Origin of the sequence: Bradyrhizobium oropedii, from assembly GCF_020889685.1 — a bacterium.
In the GTDB taxonomy this organism is placed as follows: Bacteria; Pseudomonadota; Alphaproteobacteria; order Rhizobiales; family Xanthobacteraceae; genus Bradyrhizobium; species Bradyrhizobium oropedii.
The window spans coordinates 13,593-39,235 of the sequence record NZ_JACMYO010000035.1 but is presented as its reverse complement, the minus strand read 5'-3'; the positions used below and the strand labels follow the sequence as shown (position 1 = coordinate 39,235).

Sequence of the window (25,643 nt, the reverse complement as noted above, 5' to 3'; positions counted from 1 at the left end):
CGGACGGCGATCGCCAAAGATAGTGGTTTGGGTGCCAAACCGGGAGTGCCTGCGACCATGCCGTCGATCACGGCAGCCCCGCGCGGTTGTCACCTTGTCGTCATCACCTTCAGCGCCGCCCGGCCTTCCGCGGCTGGCTTTCGGGTAAATCGCCATCGCCCGACGGTTCGGGCTTGGGCTGGGCGGCACCCTGCGCCGAGGTCGGAAAACCGTGCTCCTGCGCCCACCGGTACAGCTCGTCGAACACCGGCTTCAGCGCCTTGGCCGATGGCGTCATCTCGTACTCGACCCGCGGCGGCACCTCGGGATAGACCGTGCGCTTCACCAGGCCGTTGGCCTCGAGATCGCGCAGCTGGGTGGTCAGCATATGCTGGGTCACGCCGGGGATCGACTGGCGCAATTCGCCGAACCGCCGCTTGCGGTCGACCAGCTGCCAGAGGATGTCGCCCTTCCATTTCCCGGCCAGCACCGACAGTGCGCGATGAAACTGCGCCGACAGGTCGCCGTTACACGGCTCGGACGCCGCCGCCGGAGGCTCGGCAGCCTCAATAGTCAGTTTTTTCATACTACCTCACAAAATGCATCCTACTTGTTCTTTTCATCTTACTCCCGAATTTAATGCATCGGAAGCCGCGGGCAGGTGGGCGCGCGGTGCAGTTTCGAACCTCTCGGGAGCTATCGATGTCAGTTGCTGTTGCCGCGGCGCCGTCGCGCTGGAAATCCGTCACCCTGTGGGTCGTCAGGGGACTGCTCGCTTTGGCCTTTGCCGCCGCGGGTGCCGCCAAGCTGTACGGCGTGCCGGTGCTTGTCGAGGAATTCGAGCATATCGGGCTCGGCCAGTGGTTCCGCTACTTCACCGGGTCGCTGGAGCTGATCGGCGCCATCCTGATCCTCCTGCCCCCGGTCGCGGCCTTCGGCGGCGTGCTGCTGAGCTGCATCATGGTCGGCGCCACCATCACGCATCTGTTCGTGGTCGGCGGCTCGCCGGTGCCCGCCCTTGTGCTGCTGACGTTGAGCGCGATCGTCGCCTACGCCAAGCGCAGCCAATTCGCCCTGCTCGCGAGTGCGCCGTGAGGTGGCCGCGATGCGTCTTAGTCGCTGCCTCCTGACGGTTGCCGCGGGGCTCGTACTGGCATTCGCGGTGCCGTTCGCCGCGACATTGCTGCTCACCGGCTCGGTCGCGGCGGTCTCCAAACCAGAACCGAAGAAGCCCGAGCCGCGCGTGCATCATGTGGTGCTGCCGATCAACAGCGACGATCCGACCACGATGCGGGCGCTGATCTCGACGGCGCTCAACCTCCCGAAATATTATCGGGAGCGCAACGAGCCTTTCGAGATCGAGATCGTCGCCTACAATGCCGGCGTCCACATGCTGCGCGTCGATACCTCGCCGGTGAAGGAGCTGCTGCGGGTGGTGCGGGGGCTGACGCCGGACATCCGCTTCGTGGTCTGCGAGGCCACCAAGCTCGGCATGGAGCGCGCCGAGGGACATCCGCTGGTGCTGCTCGACAATGTCGACCTGGTGCCGAACGGGCCTGGGCACATCATCGAATTGCAGGAAGCCGGCTGGTCCTACATCCGGTCGTGAGCGATGCGGATAGTGCAAGGGAAGAATCCGTCATGACGCCTGTTCGAACGCCCACCCGCCGCGCCGTCGTCGCCGGCATGATCGGCACCGGCGCCGCGTTCGCGATGCCGGTACGCGCAGCGTCGGGACCGCCGCAATTCGGCTCCATCCGGCATCAGTACACGCTAGTGCAAGGCGCCCGCCCGGTGCCGCCGGTGGCGATCCCGGCGCTTGCCGGAGGTGCGCTCGATCTTACCGCGTTCAAGGGCAAGTTGGTGCTGGTGAACTTCTGGGCCACCTGGTGCGCGGCGTGCCGGACCGAGCTGCCGATGCTGGACCGGCTCGCCGCAAGCGGCCGCAGCGACCTTAAGGTCGTCGCTGTCAGCACCGATCGCAACCGCGCGCTGGTGGCGCCCTACGTCAAGCAGTTCAAGCTCCGCCACCTCGCGATAGGCTTCGATCCGGGCGGTCTGGTCTCGCGCGTCGATGCCGCCGAGGTCGATACGCCGTTCGCGCTCTACGGCATGCCGATCTCATTCCTGATCGGCGTCACGGGCCAGGTCGAGGGTTACATGACGGGTGAGGCGGACTGGCTGTCCGCGGAGGCGAGCGGGCTGTTCGATTATTATGCGGGCGGCGGGCGGTGAGCTTGCCGCGCAGCAGTCTGCCTAGGGCAACTTCTCATAGCCCTCCGCCAGGCCGTTCAGGCTGAGCGGAAAGCCGATGCCCTCTTCCGGGGTCTCGAAGATAATAAAGGTCGCGGTCTTGGCGTTCTTGAGCTGGCCAAGCAGCTTGTCATCCATCACGACCTCGGCGACGCAGCCATTGGGCAGGCAGCGGACGAAGCCGGCGCGGCCGACGTCCTGATTGTCGAGCTTCAGGCCGAGGCCGGAGGGCAGCAGCACGCCGAGCGGGGCGACCACACGCATCAGGCGGCTCTTCTGGTCGGCGGTCTTCAGCACGATCACGGTCAGGCCGGCATTGGAGCGGTCTTCGGCTACCACGCTCTGGATCAGCGCGCATTGCTCGGCCTGGGCGCCGGGCGGGGTGTCGCAGCGAATCTGCCAGTCGCCATGGACCGAGCGCACCGCGCCTTGCGCGTTCGCGGGCCGGGTCACGCCGAGGCAGAGCGCCAGAATCACGAGGCCGCCGAGCCAGCCGGCCATCGTCAAACGCAAACCTTTGGCCTGCAAAGCTCTGGCCTGCAAAGCTCTGGCCTGAATGTTCGAAGCGCCCATCCGGGTCGATCCTTTGATGTTAGGTCGGTCCAGCCGTCCGCCCGGCCGCCGCTAGCACGCCCGATCATGATGCGCCTTGAAAATCGCACCGTGATCTCATCTCTTTGTTTGAGCATGATCTTTTCGGAAACCGGCTGTCCCTGTTCCGGATCGTGCTCGTTAGCCGACTGATACCGCAATGACGGCGCCTTGAAGGCGATCTTGAAGCCATTCCCGCGCCGGATTGCGGCAGCCCGCAGCGAATCAGGTTCCTGTGGGCTATCCCGTCTGTGCCTACATCCGGTAATCCCCCTGTCAACTGCGTGCGGCGGCGTTTCGGCGACTTTCGCTTGATTTTGCGGGAAAAATCGCAAGCGGCAGCTTCATCGCAGGCGCATGGCTTTCGGCCCCACTACTGCATTGCGAGCGCCTGAGAATTATGGTTTGAGAGGCTGGATTTCGACGCGTTCTAGCGATCTGGCTCCCGTACCCACCTTGACTCAGAGACGGGTATGTCCGGAAGGCCGTTTGTCAGGGCGGATCGTGCTGCATTTTCGGCCACATGCCGGAGGTGCTTTGGGGAATAATGCAAGGGAGCGCGAGCGGCATGAAGATGTCGATTGGCCGGTTGGGCAGGCAATTGCTGGGGTTGGCGGTAGCGAGTGTGGCGTCAGTCGCTGCGGGATCGGCCTTCGCCGAAATGGGGCAGCCGGCGCCGTGGGAGCACACGCTGCAGGAAGCCGCGACCCCGGTAATGGAAAACATCATCTGGTTTCACAATTTCCTGCTGGTGCTGATCACCGTCATTACGCTGTTCGTGCTGGCGCTTCTGGTCATCGTGGTGGTGAAGTTCAACGCCAGGGCCAACCCGGTCCCCTCCAAGACCACCCACAACACCCTGATCGAAGTGGCCTGGACGCTGATCCCGGTGCTGATCCTGGTCGGCATCGCGGTGCCGTCGTTCCGCTTGCTGTTCCTGGAGCTCGACGTGCCGAAGCCGGACCTCACCGTGAAGGTCACCGGCAAGCAGTGGTACTGGTCCTATGCTTACCCGGATAACGGCAAGTTCGAGTTCGATTCGCTGCTCGACAGGGACAAGCAGCCCCGTCTGCTCGGCGTCGACAACGAGATGGTGGTCCCGGTCAACAAGGTTGTCCGCATCCAGACCACCGGTGCCGACGTGATCCACTCGTTCGCGGTGCCGGCCTTCGGCGTCAAGATCGACTCGATCCCCGGCCGCCTCAACGAGAGCTGGTTCAAGGCCACCAAGACCGGCGTGTTCTACGGCCAGTGCTCGGAACTGTGCGGCAAGGACCATGCCTTCATGCCGATCGCGGTCAGGGTCGTCAGCGACCAGGAATTCGCGACCTGGGTTGAAGGGGCGAAGAAGAAATTTGCGACCAACCCGGCGAATTCCTACGCCTCGGCTGGTCAGGCGGCGCAGTAAGCCCCAAGGGTTTAGGCCCAGGGCTTGCGGCGCGGATGGAATAAGGGCGACGGGACCGCAAGGTCCGAGAGGGACTGCAAGGCAGGATTTTGAACATGGCGACAGGCGCAGCGACACACGACGATCACGCCCATGATGATCACGCCCACCATCCGACCGGATGGCGGCGCTATCTCTACTCCACGAACCACAAGGATATCGGTACGATGTACCTTATCTTTGCGGTGATCGCGGGCGTCATCGGCGCTGCGATGTCGATCGCGATCCGTGCCGAGTTGATGTACCCGGGCGTCCAGATATTCCACGAGACGCACACCTATAACGTGTTCGTGACCTCGCACGGCCTGATCATGATCTTCTTCATGGTCATGCCGGCGATGATCGGCGGGTTCGGCAACTGGATGGTGCCGCTGATGATCGGCGCGCCGGACATGGCGTTCCCGCGCATGAACAACATCTCGTTCTGGCTGCTGCCGGCCTCGTTCGCGCTGCTGCTGCTTTCCACCTTCGTCGAGGGTGAGCCGGGCGCCAACGGCGTCGGTGCGGGCTGGACCATGTATGCGCCGCTGTCGACCTCGGGCCATCCCGGTCCGGCGGTCGATTTCGCGATCCTGTCGCTGCATCTCGCCGGTGCCTCATCGATCCTCGGCGCCATCAACTTCATCACCACGATCTTCAACATGCGCGCGCCGGGCATGACCCTGCACAAGATGCCGCTGTTCGTGTGGTCGATCCTGGTGACGGTGTTCCTGCTGCTGTTGTCGCTGCCGGTGCTCGCCGGTGCGATCACCATGCTGCTGACCGACCGCAATTTCGGCACCACCTTCTTTGCGGCTGACGGCGGCGGCGACCCGGTGCTGTTCCAGCACCTGTTCTGGTTCTTCGGTCACCCCGAAGTGTACATCCTGATCCTGCCCGCTTTCGGCATGGTCAGCCAGATCGTCTCCACCTTCTCGCGCAAGCCGGTGTTCGGCTATCTCGGCATGGCCTACGCCATGGTCGCGATCGGCGGCATCGGCTTCGTGGTGTGGGCGCACCACATGTACACCGTCGGCATGTCATCGGCGACGCAGGCCTATTTCGTCGCCGCCACGATGGTGATCGCGGTACCGACCGGCGTGAAGATCTTCTCCTGGATCGCCACGATGTGGGGCGGCTCGATCGAGTTCAAAGCGCCGATGATCTGGGCCGTCGGCTTCATCTTCCTGTTCACCGTCGGCGGCGTCACCGGCGTCGTGCTGGCCAATGCAGGCGTCGACCGCGTGCTGCAGGACACCTATTACGTGGTGGCGCACTTCCACTACGTACTGTCGCTGGGCGCCGTGTTCGGCATCTTCGCCGGCTGGTACTACTGGTTCCCGAAGATGTTCGGCTACATGTACTCGGAGCGGATCGCCAAGGCCCACTTCTGGTTCACCTTCGTCGGCGTCAATCTGGTGTTCTTCCCGCAGCATTTCCTCGGCCTATCGGGCATGCCGCGCCGCTACGTCGACTATCCGGATGCGTTCGCCGGTTGGAACCTGATCTCTTCGTACGGTTCTTACATCTCCGGCTTCGGCGTCCTGATCTTCATCTACGGCGTGATCGATGCCTTCGTCCGCAAGGAGCAGGCCGCGAACAATCCGTGGGGTGCGGGTGCGACCACGCTGGAGTGGACGCTGACCTCGCCGCCGCCGTTCCACCAGTTCGAAGTGCTGCCCCGCGTGCAGTAAGTCCAAGACAACGCGGCGCACCATGGGTGCGCCGCGCCTTTTGAAGAGAAGTGAGACCTGATCTTGTCGGTTGTCGATCACAACGCCATTGAGCTGCCCCGGATCTCCGAGGCCGAAGTGGGCGACTACATCGCGCTCTTGAAGCCGCGCGTGATGTCGCTGGTGATCTTCACCGCGCTGGTCGGGCTGATGATTGCGCCGGTGCACGTGCATCCGGTGCTGGCGTTCACCTCGATCCTCTGCATCGCGGTCGGCGCCGGCGCTTCCGGCGCGCTCAACATGGCCTATGAGGCTGATGTCGACGCGCTGATGACGCGCACAGCCAACCGACCGATCCCGCGCGGCCGGATCACCCCGGCCGAGGCGGCCGCCTTCGGCCTGACGCTCGCCTTCTTCTCGGTGATGACGCTCGGCATCCTGGTCAACTGGGTGGCGGGCGCACTCCTTGCCTTCACCATCTTCTTCTACGCCGTGATCTACACGATGCTGCTGAAGCGTTGGACCGCGCAGAACATCGTGATCGGCGGTGCCGCCGGCGCGCTGCCACCGGTGGTGGCATGGGCCGCCGCGACCGGCTCGCTCTCGGTCGAGCCGATGCTGCTGTTCCTGATCATCTTCTTCTGGACCCCGCCGCACTTCTGGGCGCTGGCGCTGTTCCGCAGCGACGACTACGCGCGCGCCGGCATCCCAATGCTGCCGGTCGTCGCCGGACCCGACGCGACCCGGCTGCAGATCCTGCTCTACACCATCGTGCTGGTCGCGGTTGCGCTGGCGCCGTGGCCGCTCGGCTATTTCGACGCGATCTACGGCGTCACCTCGCTGGTGCTTGGCGCCGGCATGCTGTGGCTCGCGATCGAGGTCTATTGCCGCCGCGAGGGTGTTGCGGCCAACCGCGCCACGCGCCGGCTGTTCGCCTTCTCGATCCTTTATCTGTTCGCGCTGTTCGCCGTCCTCCTCGCCGAGGTCGTGGTCCGCGCGATCCTGCCTGTCTTCATCGGGTAGGGACGCCGGGGGGCGAGATGGGGGCGCACGGGATACCAATGGACGACAAGAACGAACCAGAAGGCATCGTCCTCACCGAGGCGCAGCTCAAGAGCCGCCGCCAGCGCTCGATCGCCATTGCGCTCGCGCTCGGCGTCATGGTCGTGCTGTTCTTCGCCGTCACCCTCGTCAAGGGGCCAGCCGTGCTGGTGCGGCCGCTGTGAACGAGATGGCGAACCAGGGACCGCAGCAAAGTGAGGGCGCCAAGGTTACGCGCCGCATGCTGACGCGCGACGCACTGGTCGCCTCGATCTGCGGCTTCGTCGTGGTGCTGATGGTCGGCGCGTCCTACGCAGCGGTGCCGTTCTACAATTGGTTCTGCCGCACCACCGGCTTCAACGGCACCACCCAGGTCGCGACCTCGGTGCCTTCGGATGCGCCGCTCGCGCGCACCATCACGGTCAGCTTCGATTCCAACGTCGCGCCGGGCCTGCCCTGGAAGTTCGAGCCGGAGCAGAACAATATCGACGTCAAGATCGGCCAGGTCGTCACGGTCTATTACACCGTCACCAACCAGTCGGCGCGCACCACGACCGCTCAGGCGTCCTACAACGTCGCGCCGCTGACGGTCGGCGCCTATTTCCAGAAGATCAACTGCTTCTGCTTCACCGAACAGACCATGGCGCCGGGCGAAAAGCGCGAGATGGCCGTGGTGTTCTATGTCGATCCGGCGCTGGCCAAGGACAGCGAGAACGACACGCTGAAGAACATCACTTTGTCCTACACCTTCTTCCCCGTGCGCGACGCCGCGCCGAAGCCCGTGGCGGCGGGCGAGGCGGAGCAGCGCAAGGGCGGCTAGAGCATGATCCGGAAAAGTGGGGACCGGTTTTCCGAGAAGATCATGCTGATGAGATTGGAATTCAAGATTAAGACGTGCCTTGCGGCACGCGAATGGAGAGACGGCAATGGCTGAGGCGCAAGTCAAGCATCACGACTATCATCTCGTCGACCCGAGCCCGTGGCCGGTGGTCGGCTCGGTCTCGGCCTTCATCATGGCGCTCGGTGCGATCGGCTGGATGCACCACATGTTCTCCGCCGCCCCGATCGTGTTCGGCGTCGGCACCATCGGCGTGCTCTACACGATGGCGAGCTGGTGGGGCGACGTGATCAAGGAAGCCCAGTACAAGGGCGACCACACCCGCGTGGTGCAAATCAGCCACCGCTACGGCATGATCCTGTTCATCGCCTCCGAGGTGATGTTCTTCGTCGCCTGGTTCTGGGCCTTCTTCAACTCGGCGCTGTTCCCGGCCGATGCGGTGCACGCCACGCGCGATGCGGTGTTCGGCTGCGGCGCCGGCACGGCGATGGGCGCCTGCTCCGTTCCCGGCACCTGGCCGCCCCACGGCATCGAGACCTTCGATCCCTGGCATCTGCCGCTGCTCAACACGCTGCTGCTCTTGACCTCGGGCACCACGGTCACCTGGGCACACCATGCGCTCTTGGAGAACGACCGCCAGGGCCTCAAGCAGGGCCTGATCCTCACCGTGATCCTCGGCGCCCTGTTCACCTGCGTGCAGGCCTATGAGTACGCCCATGCGACGTTCTCGTTCGGCGGCAACGTCTATGGTGCGACCTTCTTCATGGCGACCGGTTTCCACGGCTTCCACGTGCTGGTCGGCACCATCTTCCTGCTGGTCTGCCTGATCCGCGCCTATGCCGGCCACTTCACGTCGAAGCAGCATCTGGGCTTCGAGTTTGCAGCCTGGTACTGGCACTTCGTCGACGTGGTCTGGCTGTTCCTGTTCATCTGCATCTACGTCTGGGGCCACGGCGCCGAGACCATGGCCCACGGCGCCCACTAAAGCGCAGGCCGACGTGCTAACAGGGGGCGGCCGAATGGCCGCCCCTTTCTTTTTCCTTCTCCCCTTGTGGGAGAAGGTGGCGCGGATGTAATCCGCGCCGGATGAGGGGTCTCTATCCGCGGAGACAGACCCCTCACCCGGCTACATCTCGCTCCGCTCGATTTCGCCACCCTCTCCCACAAGGGGAGAGGGAGAAGGAACCAAATGACGGACACCCCGCCCACTGTGACCGAGAGCGCGCTCCGCGGCATCGCCTGCCGGTGTCCGCGCTGCGGCAAGGGCAAGCTCTATTCCGGCTTCCTGACGCTGGCGCCGCGCTGCCAGGCCTGCGGCCTCGACTTCGCCTTCATCGATGCCGGTGACGGACCGGCGATCTTCGTCATCATGCTGGCCGGCGCCATCGTGGTCGCGGCGGCGCTGATCGTCGAGGTGAAGTACCAGCCGCCGTTCTGGGTGCATGCGGCGCTGTGGCTGCCGTTGATCGTGGTGACCACGATCCTGCCGCTGCGTTCGATGAAGGCGCTGCTGATCGCGCTGCAATTCCACCACAAGGCCGCCGAAGGCCAATTGATCGAGCGCGACCCGAAATGAATGAGACCACCACGACCCATCGGCCGAGCGCGGCCGGCTTCGGCATTTTCACGTTGATCCTGATCGCGGTGTTCATCGCGCTCGGCGTCTGGCAACTGCAGCGCCGGGTCGAGAAGCATGCGCTGATCGCTGCACTCGAGGCCCGGCTGGCCGCTCCGACCGAGGCGCTGCCGCCGCCATCGGCATGGCCCACGGTGACTTCGGCCAAGGATGAATTCCGCCGCGTCACCCTGACCGCGACCTACGCCAAGCAGCCGGATGCGATGGTGTTCAGCTCCGGCTCCGCGGTGCGCGACGACATCTCGCGACCCGGCACCTGGGCGTTCCTGCCGGCGAAGCTCGCCAGCGGCGAGACTGTCGTGATCAACACCGGCTTCGTCCAGAACACGATGCAGGATCGCGCCTTCGAGGATCGCGTCACTGGGCGCCTCGTCACCGGCACGCCGGTCGAACTCACTGGCTATATCCGCTTTCCCGAGCCGCCGGGCCGGCTGACGCCCAAGGAAGATCCGGCGAACCGGCTGTGGTTCGTGCGCGATCATCGCGCGATGGCGCAAGCGCTCGGCTGGGGACCGGTCGCGCCGTTCTATATCGACCTCGAGGCACCGGTGCCAGACAGCGGCACGCCGAAGCCGGGGCCGCTCAAGGTGCGGCTCAAGGACGACCACATGCAGTACGCCATCACCTGGTTCTCGCTCGCCGCCGCGGTCACGACCGCGTTCGGCCTGTGGTGGCGCGGTCAGCGGCGCAAGACAGGTTAGGGCGGCTCGTGCCGCAGGGCCGATGTCATAGGGCCGCCTCGGGTTCGTGTGGCGCGGCCTTCCGCGCACCTCTGCGCAGGTTGGCTAACGACCGGCTGATCCTGTCGAGATAGATGTACACGACCGGTGTCGTGAACAGCGTCATCAGCTGCGAGACGACCAGCCCGCCGACGATCGCGAAGCCGAGCGGCTGGCGCAATTCCGAACCGGTGCCGGTGCCGATCATCAGCGGAACGCCGCCGAGCATCGCGCACATCGTCGTCATCAGGATCGGGCGGAAGCGCGCCCGGCAGGCCATGTAGATCGACTGTTCGGCGGAGACGTGCTGGTGGCGCTCGGCCTGCAGCGCGAAATCGATCAGCATGATGCCGTTTTTCTGCACGATGCCGATCAGCAGGATGACGCCGATCAGCCCGATCACGTCGAGCCCGAGGCCGAACGTCCACAGTGCGACCAGCGCCCCGAGCCCGGCGGACGGCAGGGTCGAGAGGATCGTGATCGGATGGATCGTGCTCTCATAGAGCATGCCGAGGATCAGATAGACGGCGACCACCGCGGCCAGGATCAGGATCGGCGTCGACGCGAGCGCCGCCTGGAACGCCTGCGCATTGCCCTGGAAACTGGTGACGACGGTCGAAGGCACGTGCAGATCGGCGGTCGCCTTCTGCACGGCCGCGACCGCGGTCCCCACCGCCGTGCCCGGCGCCAGATTGAAGCTCAACGTCACCGAGGGAAACTGGCTTTGATGATTCACGGAGAGCGGCGGCGTGCCGTAGTCGATGCTCGCGATCTGGCTCAAAGGCACCATCGTCCCCGCGGACGACCGGACATAGATGCGGTTGAGCGCGTAGGGGCCGAGCTGGAACGACGGATCGACCTCCAGGATCACGTAATAGGTGTTGAGCGTCGTGAACAGCTGGGCGACGTGCCGCTGACCGAATGAATCATAGAGCGTGTTGTCCACCGCGGCCGGATCGATGCCGAGGCGGGAGGCGGCGTCGCGGTCGATCTGCAGCTTGAGCTGACGCGCGGCGTTGGCCTGGTCGGTCGCGACGTCGGCCAGTTCCGGCAACGTCTTCAGCTTCTGATACAGCTTGCCGGCCCACAGATTGAGCTCGTCCTGGTTCACGTCGGTGAGGGTGAACTGATATTGCGTCTTGGACAGGCGGCTGGCGAGGTTGATGTCCTGCGTCGCCTGCATGAACACCGACATGCCCTTGATCTTCTGCAGCGCGGTGTCGAGCTGCCGGATCACCTGATCGGCGGACGAACTACGCTCGTTGCGCGGCTTCAACAGCACGAACAGGCGGCCGTTGTTCTCGGTCACGGTCGGGCCGCCCGGCCCGATATAGCCGGTCGCATTGGCGACCGAGGGGTTCCTGGCGATGACGTCGATGACGCTGCGTTGCAGCGTCGCCATCTGCGCCGGCGAGATGTCGGCCGAAGCCTCGGTGATGCCGGTGATCATGCCGGTGTCCTGCTGGGGAAAGAAGCCCTTGGGGATGCCCACGAACAGCAGACCGGTCACCGCGACGCTTGCCAGCATGATCGTCAGCGTCGTGGCCTTGTAGCGCAGTGCCGCGGCAAGCACGGTCTCGTAGGCGTTCTGGATCGCGACGAAGCCGCGTTCCAGCGTGCGCGAGACGACACCGGCCTCGGCGCCCTGGTGCGGCGACAGCAGATAGGCGCACATCATCGGCGTCAGCGTCACCGAGACGATCACCGACACCACGATGGCAACGCACACCGTGACGGCGAACTCCTGGAACATGCGGCCGATCACCCCGCCCATCAACAGCAGCGGAATGAACACCGCGATCAGCGAGACCGAGATCGAGATGATGGTGAAGCCGATCTCGCCGGCGCCCTTCAGCGCGGCCTGCATCGGAGAAAGACCTTCCTCGATATGCCGGGAGATGTTCTCGATCATCACGATGGCATCGTCGACGACGAAGCCGACCGCGATCGACAGGCCCATCAGCGACAGATTGTCGAGGCTGTAGTTGAGCAGATACATCACGCCGAAGGTGCCGATCAGCGAGATCGGGACCGAGACCGCGGGGATGATGGTCGCCCACAGATTGCGCAGGAACAGGAAGATCACGCCGACCACCAGCGCGATGGTCAGCACCAGGGTGAACTGAACGTCGGCGACGCTGGCGCGGATGGTCTGCGTGCGGTCGGAGGCGATCGTGACCTTGATGTCGGACGGCAGGCTCGACACCAGCTGCGGCAGCAGCTTCTTGATGCCGTCGACCGTGCTGATCACGTTGGCGCCGGGCTGGCGCTGGATCGCCAGGATGACCGCCGGCTTGTCGTTGTACCAGCCATGCAGCGTGATGTCCTCGGCCGCCACGACGGCATGCCCGATGTCGCGCAGCCGCACCGGTGCGCCGTTGCGGTAGGCGATGATCAGATCGTCATACTTGCTCGCGACCAGCACCTGGTCGTTGGTGGCCAGCGTATAGGCCTGCTGGCTGCCGTAGAGCACGCCCTTGGGCTGGTTCACGGTGATGTTGCCGAGCGTGGCGCGCAATTGCTCGAGATCGAGCCCTGCGGCTGCGAGCTTGGCCGGATTGACTTGCACCCGGATCGACGGCTTCTGCATGCCGCCGATGGTGACGAGCGAGACGCCCGGCACCTGCGACAGTTTCTGCGCCAGGATGCTGTCGGCATAGTCGTCGACCTTGGTCAGCGGCTCGGTATCCGACGTCAGCGCGATCAGCAGCACCGGCACGTCGGCCGGATTGACCTTGTGGAAGGTCGGCGGCGACGGCATGGTCTTGGGCAATTGCCCCGATGCCGCATCGATCGCGGTCTGCACGTCCTGCGCGGCCGCATCGACGCTGCGGTTCAGCGCGAATTGCAGCGTGATCTGGGTGTTGCCGAGCCCGCTGCTCGAGCTCATGCCGGTCAGGCCCGCGATCTGGCCGAACTGCCGCTCCAGCGGCGTTGCGACCGAGGATGCCATGGTCTGCGGATCGGCACCGGGCAATTGCGCGGTGACCTGGATGGTCGGGGTATCCACCGTCGGCAACGCCGAGACCGGCAGCCGCACGAAGGCGATCATGCCGACCAGCACGATGGCAATGGCCAGAAACGCGGTGGCTACGGGCTTGCGGATGAAACCTGCTGAGACGTTCATGGCAGCATCCCTGCGCTTGCGGTGGTCGCGTCCTGGACCTGGTCTTTCTTGTCGTCGGGCACGATCTCGACCGTGGTCCCCGGATTGAGCCGGTACTGGCCCGCGGTGACGACGGTCTCGTTCGCGGCGAGGCCCTGCTCGATCAGGACCTGTCCGTCGCGCGATTGGCCGGCCGTGACATTGCGGATGCTGACCACGTTGTTCGGACCGACCGTGTAGGCGAAGGCCCCGTCAGGGCCCTGGCGCACCGCGGTCAGCGGCACGGTGAGCGCATTGTGCCGAACCGCGATCGTCAGGTGGACGTTGACGAAGGTGCCGGGCCACAGCGTGTTGCCGGCGTTGGGAAAGGATGCCTTCAGCTGCACCGTGTCGGTCGAGCTGTCGACTTGGTTGTTGATCAGCATCAGGCTGCCGTGGTCGAGCTTGTGCTTGTTCTGGGCGTCATAGACGTCGACCGATGCGTCGCCGGATGCCAGCGCCTGCCGCACGCCGGGGATCTCGCCGGACGGCAGCGTGAAGATCACTGCGATCGGCTGTAGTTGGGTGAGGACCACGAGCCCGTTGGTGTCGGTCGGGTGCACGATGTTGCCGGGATCGATGCGGCGGATGCCGGTGACGCCGTCGAACGGCGCCGTGATCGTGGCGAAGCTCAGCTGGATCTGCGCGGCCTCCAGCGCCGCCTTGTCGAGCGCGACCGTGCCTTCGCCCTGCGAGACCTGCGAGGCCTGGGTGTCGAGCAGTTGCTGGGTCGCAAACCCGCGATTGGCGAGCGGCTGCGTTCGCGCCAGATTGGTCCTGGCGTTCTTCAGGCTCGCCTCGTCGCGCGCCAGCGCGGCCTCGGCCTGGTCGACCTGAGCCTCGTAGACGCGCGGGTCGATCCTAGCGAGCACATCGCCGCGCTTCACCTGCTTGCCTTCGACGAAATCGACGCTGTCGAGCGTGCCCTGCACCTGGGTGCGTATGGTGGCCGTGTTGATCGGCGTCACCGTGCCGAGGCCTTCGAGCACGATCGGCACATCATGCTGCAGGACCTTCGCCGCCGTCACCGGAACGGCGGACGGGATGGGCTCCGACGCAGCCGCCTGCGGAGCCGCATGCATCGCGCTGTCCGGCAGATACACGGCGTAGGCGCCGGCGCCGATTGCGGAGGCCACCAAGACCACGCCCGCGATCGATGTCATGGGTCACCAGCTCCATCGGTTGTCCGGCGGCCGATGGTTGCGACCAGCTCCAAGACAAAGGTTTCAGTTGCGCTGGCCGCGGCCGCTTCAGCTCCGCGGCCGGCAGTCAGGTCGAGATTGATGATGCGTGCGTCGAGATCGGCGGCGCGCAACGCGCCGATCAGATTGCCTTGCGGCGCGTCGTCGTTGCGATGAACGACCAGCCGGATCGCGGCCACCGTCGGCACGATGCGAAACGGCAATGCGTCGGCGGCGACGTCGACCGCGACAATGCCGCCGCAGGGCAGTTCGCCCCGCAGCGCCAGTTCGAGCATGCGCCGCGCGAGCTGCCCTTCGCCGAGCAGGATCAGCTGCCGCGGCGTCATGCCGGTGCGATCGAGCGCCTCCGCAACGCCGCTCAGGATCCCGGCATAGCTGGTTTCGCGAAGCGCGATCGGCAGCCATGTCGCTTGCGGCGTCAGCCGCCGCCAGTGCGCGAAGGTCTCCGGCGCCGCGATATCAGCGGCCTCGGGGACGGACAGGACGCCGACCAGCACGCGCGCGTCGGCGCGAAGGGGCCGGGTTGCGATGGCGCTGTGCGGGCTCTCGGGCATGCGCAGAAGCTGGGCCCGAGGCCGATATTATTCAAATGAATTGTCTTTATTCATCAATTCATATCATGCATGATGACGCCATGCGGATGCGCAATCTCGATCTGAATCTGCTGCTGGTGTTCGACGCCATCATGCGCGAGCGCAGCGTGGTGCGCGCGGCCGGCGGGCTTGCCATCAGCCAGCCCGCCGTGAGCCACGCGCTGAACCGGCTGCGTCATGCGCTGAAAGACCAGCTGTTCGTCCGCACACCGTCCGGCATGCTGCCGACGCCGCGGGCGGAAGCGCTCGCGCTGCCGGTCCGCAAGGCGCTGAGCGAGTTGCAGCTCGCGGTCGAGGGCGATCGTTTTGAACCGGCGCAGGCGGAGCGGCGCTTCACCATTGCCGTCAACAACTATGCAGCGGTGGTCGTGGCCGGCTCGATCATCGCGGCGGTGCGCGCGCAGGCGCCCAAGGTGCGGCTGACGCTGGTGCCGAGCGGGACGTTGAACCTTGCCGACAAGCTCGATCGTGGCGAGCTCGATCTCGCGATCTCCGCTCGTGCGCTGGACGGCGAGCGCTTTGCATCACGCCGGCTGATCGAGGACCGCTTCGTCGCGGTGCTGCGGGCCGGTCACCCTGCGTTGCGCAAGAAGCTGACCGGCGAGACGCTGGTCGAGCTGCCGCACCTTGCGATCACCTCCAGCGGTGAGGATCTGGATTTCGTCGACGCCTGGCTGCGGGCCCGCAAGGCCGAGCGCACCATCGTATCGGACGTACCGTATCTGTCCGCTGGCGCCGTCCTGGTGCAATCGAACATGGTTGCGATCCTCGGACGCAAGCTCGCGCTTGAATTCCGCCGTGCCTATCCGATCGAGATGCGGGAGTTGCCGTTCGATGCATCAAGGCTGCAAAGCGTCATGAGCTGGCACCGTCGCTTCGACGATCTGCCGGCGCACCGCTGGCTGAGAGACACGATCATTGCCGCAACCAGCGGCATTTGATCGCTGCACTTCGTCAATGGCCGACAGGCGCGGGGCCACCAAGCTTGACCTTGCGCAGGGTCAGCGCCAGCGGGATCGCCGACAGCGCGATCAGCATCAGCACCCAGAACGCATCCATGTAGGACAGGAACGAGGCCTGGATCTGCACCTGCTGGCCGATCCACTGGATCGCCTGGCTGTGGGCCTGCGCCAGCGAATTGCCCTGGGCCACGAAGAAGTCGGTGACCTGGTGCAGCGTGTCCTGGTATTGCGGGCTTGACGGCGTCACCTGCTCGACCAGCCGGCTCTGGTGGAATTGCTGGCGATGCGTCAGCACGTTGGAGACCAGCGAGACGCCGATCGAACCACCAGTGTTGCGCGCCGCGTTGATCAGTGCCGACGCCTGGTCGGTCTTCCCGGCGGGAATGCCGTCATAGGATGCCGTCATGATCGGAATGAAGATCAGCGGCAGGCCGACGCCGATCAGCATGCGCGAGCGGGCCATGAACCAGAAGCCGAGATCGCCATACACGTTGGTCATGCTGTACATCGAGGCCGCGATCACCAGCGCCCCGATCATGATCAGATATTTCGGCTGCACCTTGGCGGCGAGCCGGCCGACCACGAACATCATCAGCATGGTGACCACGCCGCCGGGCGAGAGCACGAGGCCGGCCCAGGTCGCGGTGTAGCCGAAATCCTGCTGCACCAGCTGCGGCAGGAACTGGGTGGTTGCGAGCAGGATGGCGCCGGTCGCCAGCATCACCAGGAAGCTCGCGCCGAACTGCCGGCTGGCGACCATCCGCAAATCGATCATCGGATTGCGGCGCGTCATCTCCCACGGGATCATCAGCACGAATGCGATCGCGCAGATCGCCGCTGAGATGACGATGAAGGACGATCCAAACCAGTCGTCCTCGAGGCCGCGGTCAAGCGTCACCTCGAGCGCGCCGAGGAAGGTCGCCACCAGCGCAAAGCCGATGAAATCGAACGAGTTGTCCTGCTTCTGGTCCTGGTTCTGGTCCTTGGCCTTCGCCGGCTCGCGCAGCACCGCGGCGATCGCGATCGTCGCGAACAGGCCGACCGGCGCGTTGATCAGAAAGCACCAGTGCCAGGACAGATTGTCGGACAGCCAGCCGCCGAGCGTCGGGCCGACCACCGGCGCCACCACCACGGCGATGCCGAACACCGCAAACGCCTGCCCGCGCTTGGCCGGCGGGAATGCATCGGCGAGGATCGACTGCGCCACCGGCACCATGCCACCGCCGCCGAGCCCTTGCAGGATCCGGAACAGCAGCAGCGCGTTCAGGTTGGGCGCGAAGCCGCACAGGATCGAGCTGACGGTGAAGATGCCGAGGCAGATCAGGAAGAACGTCTTCCGCCCCAGCATCTTGGCGAGAAAGCTGGAAGCGGTCAGGATGATGGCGTTGGACACCAGATAGGAGGTGACCACCCAGGAGGCTTCGTCCTCGCTGACGCCCATGCCGCCGGCGATATAGGGCAGCGCCACGTTGGCGATGGTGGTGTCGAGCACCTCCATGAAGCTCGCGAGCGCAACCACGATGGCGATCAGCCAGGGATTGACGGCTACACTCGGAACCGGGAGGTTTTTGGCATCGATTGCTGCTGCACTCATGACAGCCTCCCGGGATCAGAGCTTGCCAAGCCGCTCGAGCAGCGACGGCGTGGAATTGATCCGCACCGTCGGCACGACCGACATGCCCGGGCCGAGCGCGATGTCGGTCGGCGGGTTGTCCATCACGATCTTGACCGGCACGCGCTGCACGATCTTGACGTAGTTGCCGGTGGCGTTCTGCGCCGGCAGCAGCGAGAACGCGGTGCCGGACCCCGGCTGCACGCTCTCGACATGGCCTTGAATCGTGCGGCCCGGATAGGCGTCGATCTTCAGCGTCACCTTCTCGCCCGGACGCATCTTGTCGAGCTGGATCTCCTTGAAGTTTGCGGTGACCCAGGTCTGGTCGGGCACGAACATCGTCAGGTTGGTGCCGGCCTGCGCGAACTGGCCGACCGCGGCCGACAGATTGACGACGCGGCCCGGCTGGGCGGCGGTGATCGTGGTGTAGGACAGATTGAGCTTGGCCTGGTCGCGCTGCGCGTCGGCCTGGGCGAGGTTGGCGACCGCGCTCTTGCGCTGCGCCTTCAGCGATTCCACCTGGCGCTGCGCGAGGTTGAGCGTCGCCTGCGCGCTCAAGAGAGACGCCTGCTGCTGATGCAGTTGCGAGGTGTATTGCTCGGAATTCTGCACCGTGCCGTAGCCGGTCTGCTCCAGGTGCTGGTAGCGCGTCGCCTGCTGCTGGGCGAAGGTCAGCGCCGCCTGCGCCTGATCCACCTGCGCCTGGTTGGCCGCGATCTGCGCCTGCTGCACGTCGAGCTGTGCATCGACATTCTCGATACTGGCCTGTGCGGCGGCGACCTGCGCCTCGGCCTGTGCCAGCACGACGCGATAGTCGCGATCGTCGAGACGCGCGATCACGTCGCCGGCCGCGACATGCTGGTTGTCGGTGACCGGAACCGCAGTGATATAGCCGGAGATCTTGGGAGCAAGCGCAGACTGCCGCGCCGCGATGAAGGCGTCGTCGGTGGATTCGAAATGCTCGGTGTAATCCATGTACAGATAGCCGTCGCCGAGCGTGGCGGCGAGCAGCACGGCGCCAACAGCGGACACGACCGGACGGCGGCGCAGCAAGCCGCGCTTCTGCGGCGTGGCCTCCGGCGGGATCGTTGCCGGCGGGGCGGGCTCCTTGCTTGCGGGACGCTCCTGCGCGGGAGCCCTTGCTGTGATCTCCAGCCGGTCGGATGTGATGGTGGGCTCATGCGCGGCCGGAGCCGGGGGCGAGCCCTCGATGCCCTCGTGTCCAGGCTGGTCGCGCTCCAAAACAGTGTCTTCGAACATGATGGCTGCTCCTGCAGTTGAGCGAGGTCTGCACGGCCTTCGCAGAAAGGAACGATACCGTTCCGTTCTGTGCGGCATTTAGTCTCGTCGCGGTGCAGCGTCAATAGAAACGGAACTGTACCGTTCTATTTACAACTAGATGTGATAGGCCTATATTGCCCGAAGTTGCCGGTCCGACCGGCTCATGGAACCCGGGTCAAGGCGATGACCACCAGCACCCTGAAGATGCCGCGGGCGCCCAAGATCAAGACGGCGACCGGGACGGCGACCAGGCCGATCGAGGTGCGCGCCGGACGGCCGCCGAAGGAGTTGGCCGGCGAGGTCGATGCGCGCATCCTCGATGCCGCGCGCAAGGTCTTCCTGCAGCGCGGGTTCGAAGGCGCCAGCATCGACGAGATCGCGGACGTCGCGCGCTCCGGCAAGCGCACGATCTATGCGCGCTTCCAGGACAAGCGCGCACTGTTCACCGAGGTGGTGACACGGGACATCCTGTCACGCATCGCGGAGTTCAAGGCCGACGCGCCGCTTGGTGTGACGGTGGAGGAACGCCTCACCAGCGTCGCCTCGACCCTGCTGCATTGGGGTCTCGACGCCGACCGGATCGGCCTGATGCGGCTCGCCATCGCGGAGGCGCATCGCTTCCCGGATCTCGCCGCCACCGTCAACCGCAGGGCGCGCGCGCTCGCCACCGAGCTCGGCATTCACCTGCTGCGTGACCTGACGCAATCCGACGAGCTCGGCAAGCTGCCGGCATTCACGCCGGAGCAGCTGCCGACCACCGCGCGCATGTTCCTCGACATCATCGCGGTGCCGATGCTGCTTCGGGCATTGTTCGAGGTCGACCTGAAAGCGCTCGACCCGGAGCTCGACGAGCATGTCGCGCGCGGCGTCGCGTTCTTTGTCGCCGCATGCAGGAGCGGGTACCGGCGGGAGACCGATTGATCTCGTTGCTCAGGCAAAGTTCGCTCGGCGAACTCGAGTCGTTGCGAATTCACAACACATGGCGACAAATGCCGAAGTTCGAGTGCGGCATGCGGTCGCTCCTCTTCCTCAATGCACAACCTCAGGTTAATCGGGTTTTCCGAGTGCAAGGGAATGGGAATGCGTGGTTTTGCAATCGCTGGGGCTGGCCTGGCTTTATTTGTGGGATTTGCAAGCGGGGCGTGGGCCGCTGACCTGCCGGAGCGTAGCTGGACCAAGGCTCCGCCATTGGTGGCTCCCGCGTTCAACTGGTCCGGCTTCTACGCCGGCGTGAATGTGGGCGGAGGCTGGTATGATGGTGGGAATGTCACGACCAGCAGCAATGTCATTTCGATCGTCGGCTCCGACAACGTCGTTCGTGTCCCCGTTTCGGACAGCAATCAGGCGGGCGTCACTGCGGGTGGATTGGTCGGATACAATTATCAGATCGACAAGGTCGTCCTCGGTGTAGAAGCCGACTTCAACAGTGCCGACTTGAAATCTTCCCGGAGCGGAAGCACCACCGCCGTTTTCGATGTCGGTGGTTTTCATGGTCGAGGCGGAGGCGGCCTGCGATTTACCACCGTGACTGGAAACTACGATTTTCAAAGCACCAGCAAGATCGACTGGTTCGGGACCGTGCGGGGACGCATCGGCTTTGTGCCGGCTGAGCGCCTGCTGATCTATGCGACAGGCGGTCTCGCCTACGGCGAGGTGAAGACCAACATCGCCAATTCGTCAGCGTTTTCCACGGGTCTGTCTCGGCTTTGGCTGGGCGACAGTTCCGACGTCCGCGTCGGTTGGACCGCCGGCGGCGGCCTCGAATATGCCTTCACCAACAACTGGACGCTGCGCGGCGAATATCTCTACGTCGATCTCGGCACAAGCGGCACCACCGCGACGTTCCAGGGCACCGATCCGCTGCAAAGCCAGATCCGCTACAACACCAGCCGCGACAACAGGTTCAGCGTTGCCCGCGCCGCGTTGAGTTACAGGTTCTGACGCCAGCCTGAGCGAAGCGCAGGCTCGTCATGCCGGCATCAGGCCGCGCATGACGAGCCGGGTTGCGCTTTGCGTCGATCTCCGGGGCGCGTTCAGCCCGGTGCGCGCTCGACCGCATGGCGCAGCCAGACCATTCCGCCTTCCAGCGTCTCGCAATGGGTGAGCCGCAGCGACTGCCCGGCGCCGGGGCGGTCGCCGTCGGGGGCCGTGATAGTCGACGATGCTCTGCGATCCCGCGATGCCGTCGACCGCAGGAAAGATCAATGTGCTGAACTCGTCGATCAGCCAATGCTTGAGGAACGCACCATTGATGCCGCCGCCGCCTTCGAGCAGCAGCGTCTTGGCGCCGAACAGCGAGGCGAGCTGCGCCATCGCGCCGGGAAGATCGTCGCCCTTGCGGCCGGCGAATACGTAGGACGCGCCGTCCTCGCGCAGCTCGGCGAGATGCGCGTCGGAGACCTGTTCGCCGAGCACCGCGACGGCGTGATCGCCGCCGACATTGTCCTTGCCGAAATGCACGCGGCCCGACGGATCGATGCCAACAGCGAGCTTGCGGCCGTCGCGGTTGCCGAGATGCGCCTCGCGCGGCAGCTTCGGCGGGTTGGCGATGTGGCGCTCCGTCCCCTTGGCCATCTCGTTCATGGTGACGCGGCCGATGATCCAGCCATCGGCATTGAATCCGTCATGGATCCGCTCGTAATGGCCACGCAGTACGTCGGCCGGGATACCGGCGGCGGCCTTGGTGAAGCGGCTGGGATGAAGCCGGCCATCGATCGACGTGCCCATGTGGCAGATGATGTGAGGTCGCATGAGTGCTCTCGTTGCGAAGATATGAGCCGACGAGCGCGGCAAGGTTGGGGGCAACTTCATTTAAGTCGCCAAGGTCGAGTTCTCAACGTCAATTGCGTCGGCCTCTTTCAACGTGAGGTGAGCAGGCACGTCGGGCTCCCTCCCCGCCGGTGGCTCCATTACAGTGCGTCCTGTCGAGAGCATTGAAGGTCTCTTTGTGTAAGCGCGGAGCGCCGAGCCAGCCACCTAGTCGAACCAGCCGCGCCGCTTGAACCAGAGCACCGGCAGCAGGCCGCTGGCGATGATCGCGGCGCAGGCCAGCGGATAGCCGAACGTCCAGCCGAGCTCCGGCATCACCTTGAAATTCATGCCCCAGACCCCGACCAGGATGGTCGGGGGTACGCCGACCACCGAGACGATGGTCAGGATCTTGAACAGGTCGTTCTGCTGGATGTTGATGAAGCCGAGCACGGCGTCCAGCAGCAGCTGGATCTTGTCCGACAGCCTCGTCTCGTAGTCGCCGAGCGAAGCGACATCCTTGGACACGGCCTCGAGCCGCCGCTTCGATGCGGACGTGATCGATTCATTGCCGACGTCGTCGGCGAAGCTCGCGACCCGCCCGACGCCGAGCAGCACGTCGCGCGCCTTGGCCAGGCGATCGGCCAGCTCGCCGATATTCTCCAGCGCCTCACGCAGCCTGCGGCTGGAGCGGACCGGACGCTTGCTCCGTACCAGGCCGCCCTTGAACACACCGCGCGACAGTTTGTCGGTCTTGGCGCCAAGCTGCTCCAGCACGTCGGCGCCGCGATCGACCATGGCTTCCAGCAGCGCGGTGAACACGCACATGCCGTTCTGCAGGCTCTTGTCGGTGCCGATCCGCTTCATGACCTCGTCGAATGTGGCGAGCGGCGCAAACCGCACCGTGACCAGCACCTTTGGGCCGATCACGAAGCCGATATTGGTGATCTCGGCCTCGTTGTTCTCGTCGAGCCGCACCGCCGGCGAACTCAGATAGAGCCGGTCATGATCGCTGACGAGGCGGCTGGACGCCTCGATCTGGCCCAATGATCTCTGGGTGGGGACGCGGATGTCGAGCACGCGCTCGACGAACTGCTTTTCGTCGTCCGTGGGATCGAGCAGATCGACCCAGATGATGTCGGACGGCAATTCGGCGCCGATGCTCTGCCAATCAGAAGTCGGCGACCTGTACAGCTTCAGCACCTCGCGGGCTCCATGCATGGGGACTTGCGGCCACGACAATAGCGAGGGTCGCAAGGCAGTTCCATGCATCAGGCAAATGCCCGTGTGCCCGATCTGGCTCATGCCTGCCGGATGAGGGATGTGCGTCCGATCAGTGCACCATCACCCACGCCGGTTGCAGCCATGGATACGCAATCAGACCGACGACAGCGGTAGCCGCAATCAAGAGCGGATTGCTCACCTTCCAGCGGAACAGGATGGCCAACGAGATCACCCCGATCAGCACCGTCAGCCAGTCGCCGATCGCGATCTTGCCGAGCAGGATGCACGCGCCGAGGATGGTTCCGATCGCTGCTGCGTAAGCGCCCTTCACAAAGCCCTGAACGTTGGCGTTTCCGCGATGCCGTGCGAGCAGTGGCGCAACGATCAGCACCAGCAGGAACGACGGCAGGAAGATGCCGATCGTGGAGACGACCGAACCCCAAAATCCCGCCACGAGGTAGCCGACAAACGTCGCGGTGATCACTACGGGTCCCGGACTGATCATGCCGATCGCGACCGCGATCAGGAATTGCCGCTCGTCGAGCCAATTGTATTGCTGCACGAGCCCTTGCTCGAGGAACGGCACGATGACGAGCCCGCTGCCGAATGTCAGCGAGCCGGCCTTGAGGAAGAACAGCAGCAGCTTGGAGAGTGTGGATCCGCTCGCCACCGGCGCGATCGGACCGGCGATCGCCGGCACGATGGCAATCCCCGGCAGGGTGGCAGGAGTCCGCTTGAGCAGGTTGCCGTAATAAGCAATGCCCACGATCCCCGCACCGATGAACAGCACGGCGACCTCGGCCTGGAGGATCACCGTGACGGCGAGGCAAACGGCCGCGATCGCCCATTGCAGCCAGTCTTCCATGCCGAGCTTGGCAAGCCGGTAACAGGAGTGAAGGATGAGCGCGATCACCGCCGGGCTGACGCCGTAGAAGATCGCGGTCACCGGCTGGAGGTCGCCGAGATAGACATAGAGAGCGCCGAGCGAGGCAACGATGACGAAGTTGGGCAGGATGAAGCACCAGCCACCGATCCAGGCTCCCCAGAAGCCGCCGCGAAGCCAGGCCACATAGATGCCGACCTGGATCGCCAGCGGCCCCGGCAGCGATTGGCAGATGGCAATCGATTCCTTCATCTCCTCCTTGGTCAGCCACTTCTTGCCGTCGACCAACTCCCGCTCCATCTGCCCGACCAGCGCAACCGGTCCGCCGAAGCCGAGAAAGCCGAGGCGCAGGAAATAGCGCGCCAGTTCTGTCAAATGGCCGCGATGCGAATCTGTTGGTGTGGTCACCTGCGAACCTCCGTAGCAGAAGCCGTGCCTCTCATTGCGACTCCGAGGTGGGCTCAAGAATGCCGTGAGCGGAAAGCCCCAGTCCCGTTGGCGTCACCGCGGCGGCCGTCATCCTGGCGCTGATGAGGCCGCCTCGTTCGTTCCCTTCTTCACCGGGCTCTCCTCAGGTTTCCTTCGAGTATTGTTCATACAATCTTGCCGCGTTGTCCCAGCGGATGGCTTCCATGTAGATGTCGACATAGCGGGCCGCGGCAGCACCGAAGTCCATGTGATAGGCGTGCTCATACATATCGAGCACCAGCACCGGCCGTCCGCCGGCGAGTGTCGTGGTATGATCCGCGGCCCACTGGTTGACGAGCCGCTTGTCGCGCGGCGAGTAGGCGAGAATCACCCAACCCGAACCGCCGCCTTCCGCCTTGCCCATGGCCACGAATTCAGTCCGCCAGCGCTCCATGCTGCCGAAGTCGCGCGCGATCGCTTCGGCGAGCGCGCCGCCCGGCTTGCCTGCGCCGCCCAGCCCGTCGAAATAGACTTCATGCAGAATCATTGAATTCGCTGCGATCAGTTCCTCGCGCTTCAGGCCGTTGATCATGAAGTTCGGCGCCTTGGCGAAGTCGAGTTCCGCCAGCTGCGTGCCGATGGCGTTGAGCCGCTTCACTGCGCCGACGTAGTTATTCTCGTAGTGGCTGACGAGTATCTTCTCCGAGATGCCGGTGATCGACTTGGGGTCGAACGGCATCGGCTTTGCCTGATAGGACATGGCCTTGGTTCCTGTCTGTGGGTTGGCTTCGGCAAGGGCTTGAGTGGTGCCGAGCACGGCTGTTGATGCTGCGGCCACACCGACCCCTGCGATAAAATTTCGACGCTCGGTGTTCATGGTCATCGGACTCTCCACATGTGAACAATGCCTCGTTGATGCTCATCGCGCGCCGATTACCGGCGCGCCTCTCGCTCGGCGAACCTCTGCCAGTCGATCTTTGGCGCGCTTCCGCCTGTGGCGAAGCAGCATGCGCCGGTGCCGATCAGCGCCGAAATCGTGTTTCGCATTGGATTACTCCCTTGAACCTGCATGTGATGCTTCAGCTCGCGGCTCTATTCCTTCGTGAGCCCGACGATGGTCTGGAATCCGGAGATGGTCTGCACCGAGAACGTGACAGGATCGCCGAAGCGGACGGCGTTGAATAGCAGGCCGTCCTGAACCCTGAACGGCTCCGTTCGGTCCGGAGACAGGCGTACCCTGATCGTGTCGCTGCGTTCGTCGACGCTGTCGACGACGCCACGCAGCGTCTGGGTCGCCGGCGGTTGGACGGCAGCTGCTTCGGCCAATGTGACGACGGCTTCCTGCTGCTCGCTGCCGTCGGTTGTCGCCGCGAGAGCCGTGGCAGGCCAGAGCAGGGCGACGCACAGCGCGAATGTTGATTTGGACATG

The 25,643-nt window shown here is 64.7% G+C and carries 26 protein-coding genes; 14 read left to right on the top strand and 12 right to left on the bottom strand.

The window, feature by feature from the left end; translation table 11 throughout:
* Window positions 1-109: 109 nt before the first annotated feature.
* Entirely contained in the window at window positions 110-565 is a 456-nt protein-coding gene (locus H8A95_RS12585; RefSeq protein ID WP_338027835.1) for a winged helix-turn-helix transcriptional regulator, read from the bottom strand.
* Between the two features lie 116 nt (window positions 566-681).
* On the opposite strand from H8A95_RS12585, the gene H8A95_RS12580 reads away from it, so the two are divergent.
* The 3 genes from H8A95_RS12580 to H8A95_RS12570 are packed head-to-tail and all read left to right on the top strand — an operon-like array spanning window position 682 to window position 2,214.
* Window positions 682-1,074 (top strand): DoxX family protein, encoded by a 393-nt coding sequence (locus tag H8A95_RS12580; protein ID WP_229183435.1) that lies wholly within the window; start codon window positions 682-684, stop codon window positions 1,072-1,074.
* A gap of 10 nt (window positions 1,075-1,084) precedes the next feature.
* Complete coding sequence (locus H8A95_RS12575; protein WP_229183434.1) at window positions 1,085-1,588, top strand: DsrE family protein; 504 nt, start codon at window positions 1,085-1,087, stop codon at window positions 1,586-1,588.
* Between the two features lie 32 nt (window positions 1,589-1,620).
* Window positions 1,621-2,214 (top strand): TlpA family protein disulfide reductase, encoded by a 594-nt coding sequence (locus tag H8A95_RS12570; protein WP_229183432.1) that lies wholly within the window; start codon window positions 1,621-1,623, stop codon window positions 2,212-2,214.
* Between the two features lie 21 nt (window positions 2,215-2,235).
* Here H8A95_RS12570 and H8A95_RS12565 read toward each other — a convergent pair whose 3' ends face one another.
* A complete protein-coding gene (locus H8A95_RS12565; protein ID WP_229183452.1) occupies window positions 2,236-2,733 on the bottom strand; it encodes an invasion associated locus B family protein in 498 nt (165 codons plus the stop codon).
* Between the two features lie 658 nt (window positions 2,734-3,391).
* Between H8A95_RS12565 and coxB the strand changes: the two genes are divergently transcribed.
* The 8 genes from coxB to H8A95_RS12525 all read left to right on the top strand — a co-directional run bounded on the left by coxB (window position 3,392) and on the right by H8A95_RS12525 (window position 10,138).
* Window positions 3,392-4,231, top strand: a complete 840-nt coding sequence (coxB, locus tag H8A95_RS12560) for a cytochrome c oxidase subunit II (protein WP_229183430.1) — start codon at window positions 3,392-3,394, stop codon at window positions 4,229-4,231.
* Between the two features lie 95 nt (window positions 4,232-4,326).
* Window positions 4,327-5,943, top strand: coding sequence for a cytochrome c oxidase subunit I (gene ctaD / locus H8A95_RS12555; RefSeq protein ID WP_163159555.1), 1,617 nt, complete (start codon window positions 4,327-4,329; stop codon window positions 5,941-5,943).
* Window positions 5,944-6,006: 63 nt separating this feature from the next.
* Window positions 6,007-6,945 (top strand): heme o synthase, encoded by a 939-nt coding sequence (locus H8A95_RS12550; protein ID WP_229183428.1) that lies wholly within the window; start codon window positions 6,007-6,009, stop codon window positions 6,943-6,945.
* 38 nt (window positions 6,946-6,983) lie between these two features.
* Entirely contained in the window at window positions 6,984-7,148 is a 165-nt protein-coding gene (locus tag H8A95_RS12545; protein ID WP_212012421.1) for a CoxF protein, read from the top strand.
* A 5-nt stretch (window positions 7,149-7,153) separates the two neighbouring features.
* Window positions 7,154-7,783, top strand: a complete 630-nt coding sequence (locus H8A95_RS12540) for a cytochrome c oxidase assembly protein (protein ID WP_229183426.1) — start codon at window positions 7,154-7,156, stop codon at window positions 7,781-7,783.
* A 106-nt stretch (window positions 7,784-7,889) separates the two neighbouring features.
* Window positions 7,890-8,786 carry a cytochrome c oxidase subunit 3 gene (locus H8A95_RS12535; protein WP_229183424.1) on the top strand — a complete coding sequence of 299 codons (897 nt, stop codon included), beginning with the start codon at window positions 7,890-7,892 and terminating at the stop codon, window positions 8,784-8,786.
* A 204-nt stretch (window positions 8,787-8,990) separates the two neighbouring features.
* Entirely contained in the window at window positions 8,991-9,377 is a 387-nt protein-coding gene (locus tag H8A95_RS12530; protein WP_163159550.1) for a DUF983 domain-containing protein, read from the top strand.
* Window positions 9,374-10,138: an SURF1 family protein gene (locus H8A95_RS12525; RefSeq protein WP_229183422.1), complete on the top strand. Its 765-nt coding sequence runs from the start codon at window positions 9,374-9,376 to the stop codon at window positions 10,136-10,138. Before H8A95_RS12530 ends, H8A95_RS12525 begins: the two co-directional genes overlap by 4 nt.
* 25 nt (window positions 10,139-10,163) lie before the next feature.
* On the opposite strand, the gene H8A95_RS12520 is transcribed toward H8A95_RS12525, so the two are convergent.
* From H8A95_RS12520 to H8A95_RS12510, 3 genes are read right to left on the bottom strand one after another with little or no spacing between them, the layout of a single operon-like run.
* Entirely contained in the window at window positions 10,164-13,283 is a 3,120-nt protein-coding gene (locus tag H8A95_RS12520; RefSeq protein ID WP_229183421.1) for an efflux RND transporter permease subunit, read from the bottom strand.
* Window positions 13,280-14,464 carry an efflux RND transporter periplasmic adaptor subunit gene (locus H8A95_RS12515; protein WP_229183419.1) on the bottom strand — a complete coding sequence of 395 codons (1,185 nt, stop codon included), beginning with the start codon at window positions 14,462-14,464 and terminating at the stop codon, window positions 13,280-13,282. Before H8A95_RS12515 ends, H8A95_RS12520 begins: the two co-directional genes overlap by 4 nt.
* Window positions 14,461-15,057 carry a hypothetical protein gene (locus H8A95_RS12510; RefSeq protein WP_229183418.1) on the bottom strand — a complete coding sequence of 199 codons (597 nt, stop codon included), beginning with the start codon at window positions 15,055-15,057 and terminating at the stop codon, window positions 14,461-14,463. The genes H8A95_RS12515 and H8A95_RS12510 overlap by 4 nt, the downstream gene beginning before the upstream one ends.
* A gap of 80 nt (window positions 15,058-15,137) precedes the next feature.
* Here H8A95_RS12510 and H8A95_RS12505 point away from each other — a divergent pair, with 80 nt between their 5' ends.
* Window positions 15,138-16,037 carry a LysR substrate-binding domain-containing protein gene (locus H8A95_RS12505; RefSeq protein WP_229183416.1) on the top strand — a complete coding sequence of 300 codons (900 nt, stop codon included), beginning with the start codon at window positions 15,138-15,140 and terminating at the stop codon, window positions 16,035-16,037.
* A gap of 13 nt (window positions 16,038-16,050) precedes the next feature.
* Here the strand turns inward: H8A95_RS12505 and H8A95_RS12500 are convergent, their stop codons facing one another.
* Entirely contained in the window at window positions 16,051-17,652 is a 1,602-nt protein-coding gene (locus tag H8A95_RS12500) for a DHA2 family efflux MFS transporter permease subunit (RefSeq protein ID WP_229183414.1), read from the bottom strand.
* Between the two features lie 15 nt (window positions 17,653-17,667).
* A complete protein-coding gene (locus tag H8A95_RS12495; RefSeq protein WP_420839380.1) occupies window positions 17,668-18,930 on the bottom strand; it encodes an HlyD family secretion protein in 1,263 nt (420 codons plus the stop codon).
* A 204-nt stretch (window positions 18,931-19,134) separates the two neighbouring features.
* Here H8A95_RS12495 and H8A95_RS12490 point away from each other — a divergent pair, with 204 nt between their 5' ends.
* Entirely contained in the window at window positions 19,135-19,872 is a 738-nt protein-coding gene (locus tag H8A95_RS12490; RefSeq protein WP_229183412.1) for a TetR/AcrR family transcriptional regulator, read from the top strand.
* Between the two features lie 159 nt (window positions 19,873-20,031).
* Window positions 20,032-20,892, top strand: coding sequence for an outer membrane protein (locus H8A95_RS12485; RefSeq protein ID WP_229183411.1), 861 nt, complete (start codon window positions 20,032-20,034; stop codon window positions 20,890-20,892).
* 27 nt (window positions 20,893-20,919) lie between these two features.
* On the opposite strand, the gene H8A95_RS12480 is transcribed toward H8A95_RS12485, so the two are convergent.
* The 5 genes from H8A95_RS12480 to H8A95_RS12460 all read right to left on the bottom strand — a co-directional run bounded on the left by H8A95_RS12480 (window position 20,920) and on the right by H8A95_RS12460 (window position 25,642).
* Window positions 20,920-21,702 (bottom strand): dihydrofolate reductase family protein, encoded by a 783-nt coding sequence (locus H8A95_RS12480; protein WP_229183410.1) that lies wholly within the window; start codon window positions 21,700-21,702, stop codon window positions 20,920-20,922.
* A 225-nt stretch (window positions 21,703-21,927) separates the two neighbouring features.
* Window positions 21,928-22,902, bottom strand: coding sequence for a magnesium transporter CorA family protein (locus H8A95_RS12475; RefSeq protein ID WP_229183409.1), 975 nt, complete (start codon window positions 22,900-22,902; stop codon window positions 21,928-21,930).
* Window positions 22,903-23,032: 130 nt separating this feature from the next.
* Window positions 23,033-24,214, bottom strand: coding sequence for a chromate efflux transporter (gene chrA / locus H8A95_RS12470; protein ID WP_229183408.1), 1,182 nt, complete (start codon window positions 24,212-24,214; stop codon window positions 23,033-23,035).
* A 163-nt stretch (window positions 24,215-24,377) separates the two neighbouring features.
* A complete protein-coding gene (locus H8A95_RS12465; protein ID WP_229183450.1) occupies window positions 24,378-24,974 on the bottom strand; it encodes a superoxide dismutase in 597 nt (198 codons plus the stop codon).
* Between the two features lie 332 nt (window positions 24,975-25,306).
* Window positions 25,307-25,642: a hypothetical protein gene (locus H8A95_RS12460; RefSeq protein WP_229183407.1), complete on the bottom strand. Its 336-nt coding sequence runs from the start codon at window positions 25,640-25,642 to the stop codon at window positions 25,307-25,309.
* Between the last annotated feature and the right edge of the window lies 1 nt (window position 25,643).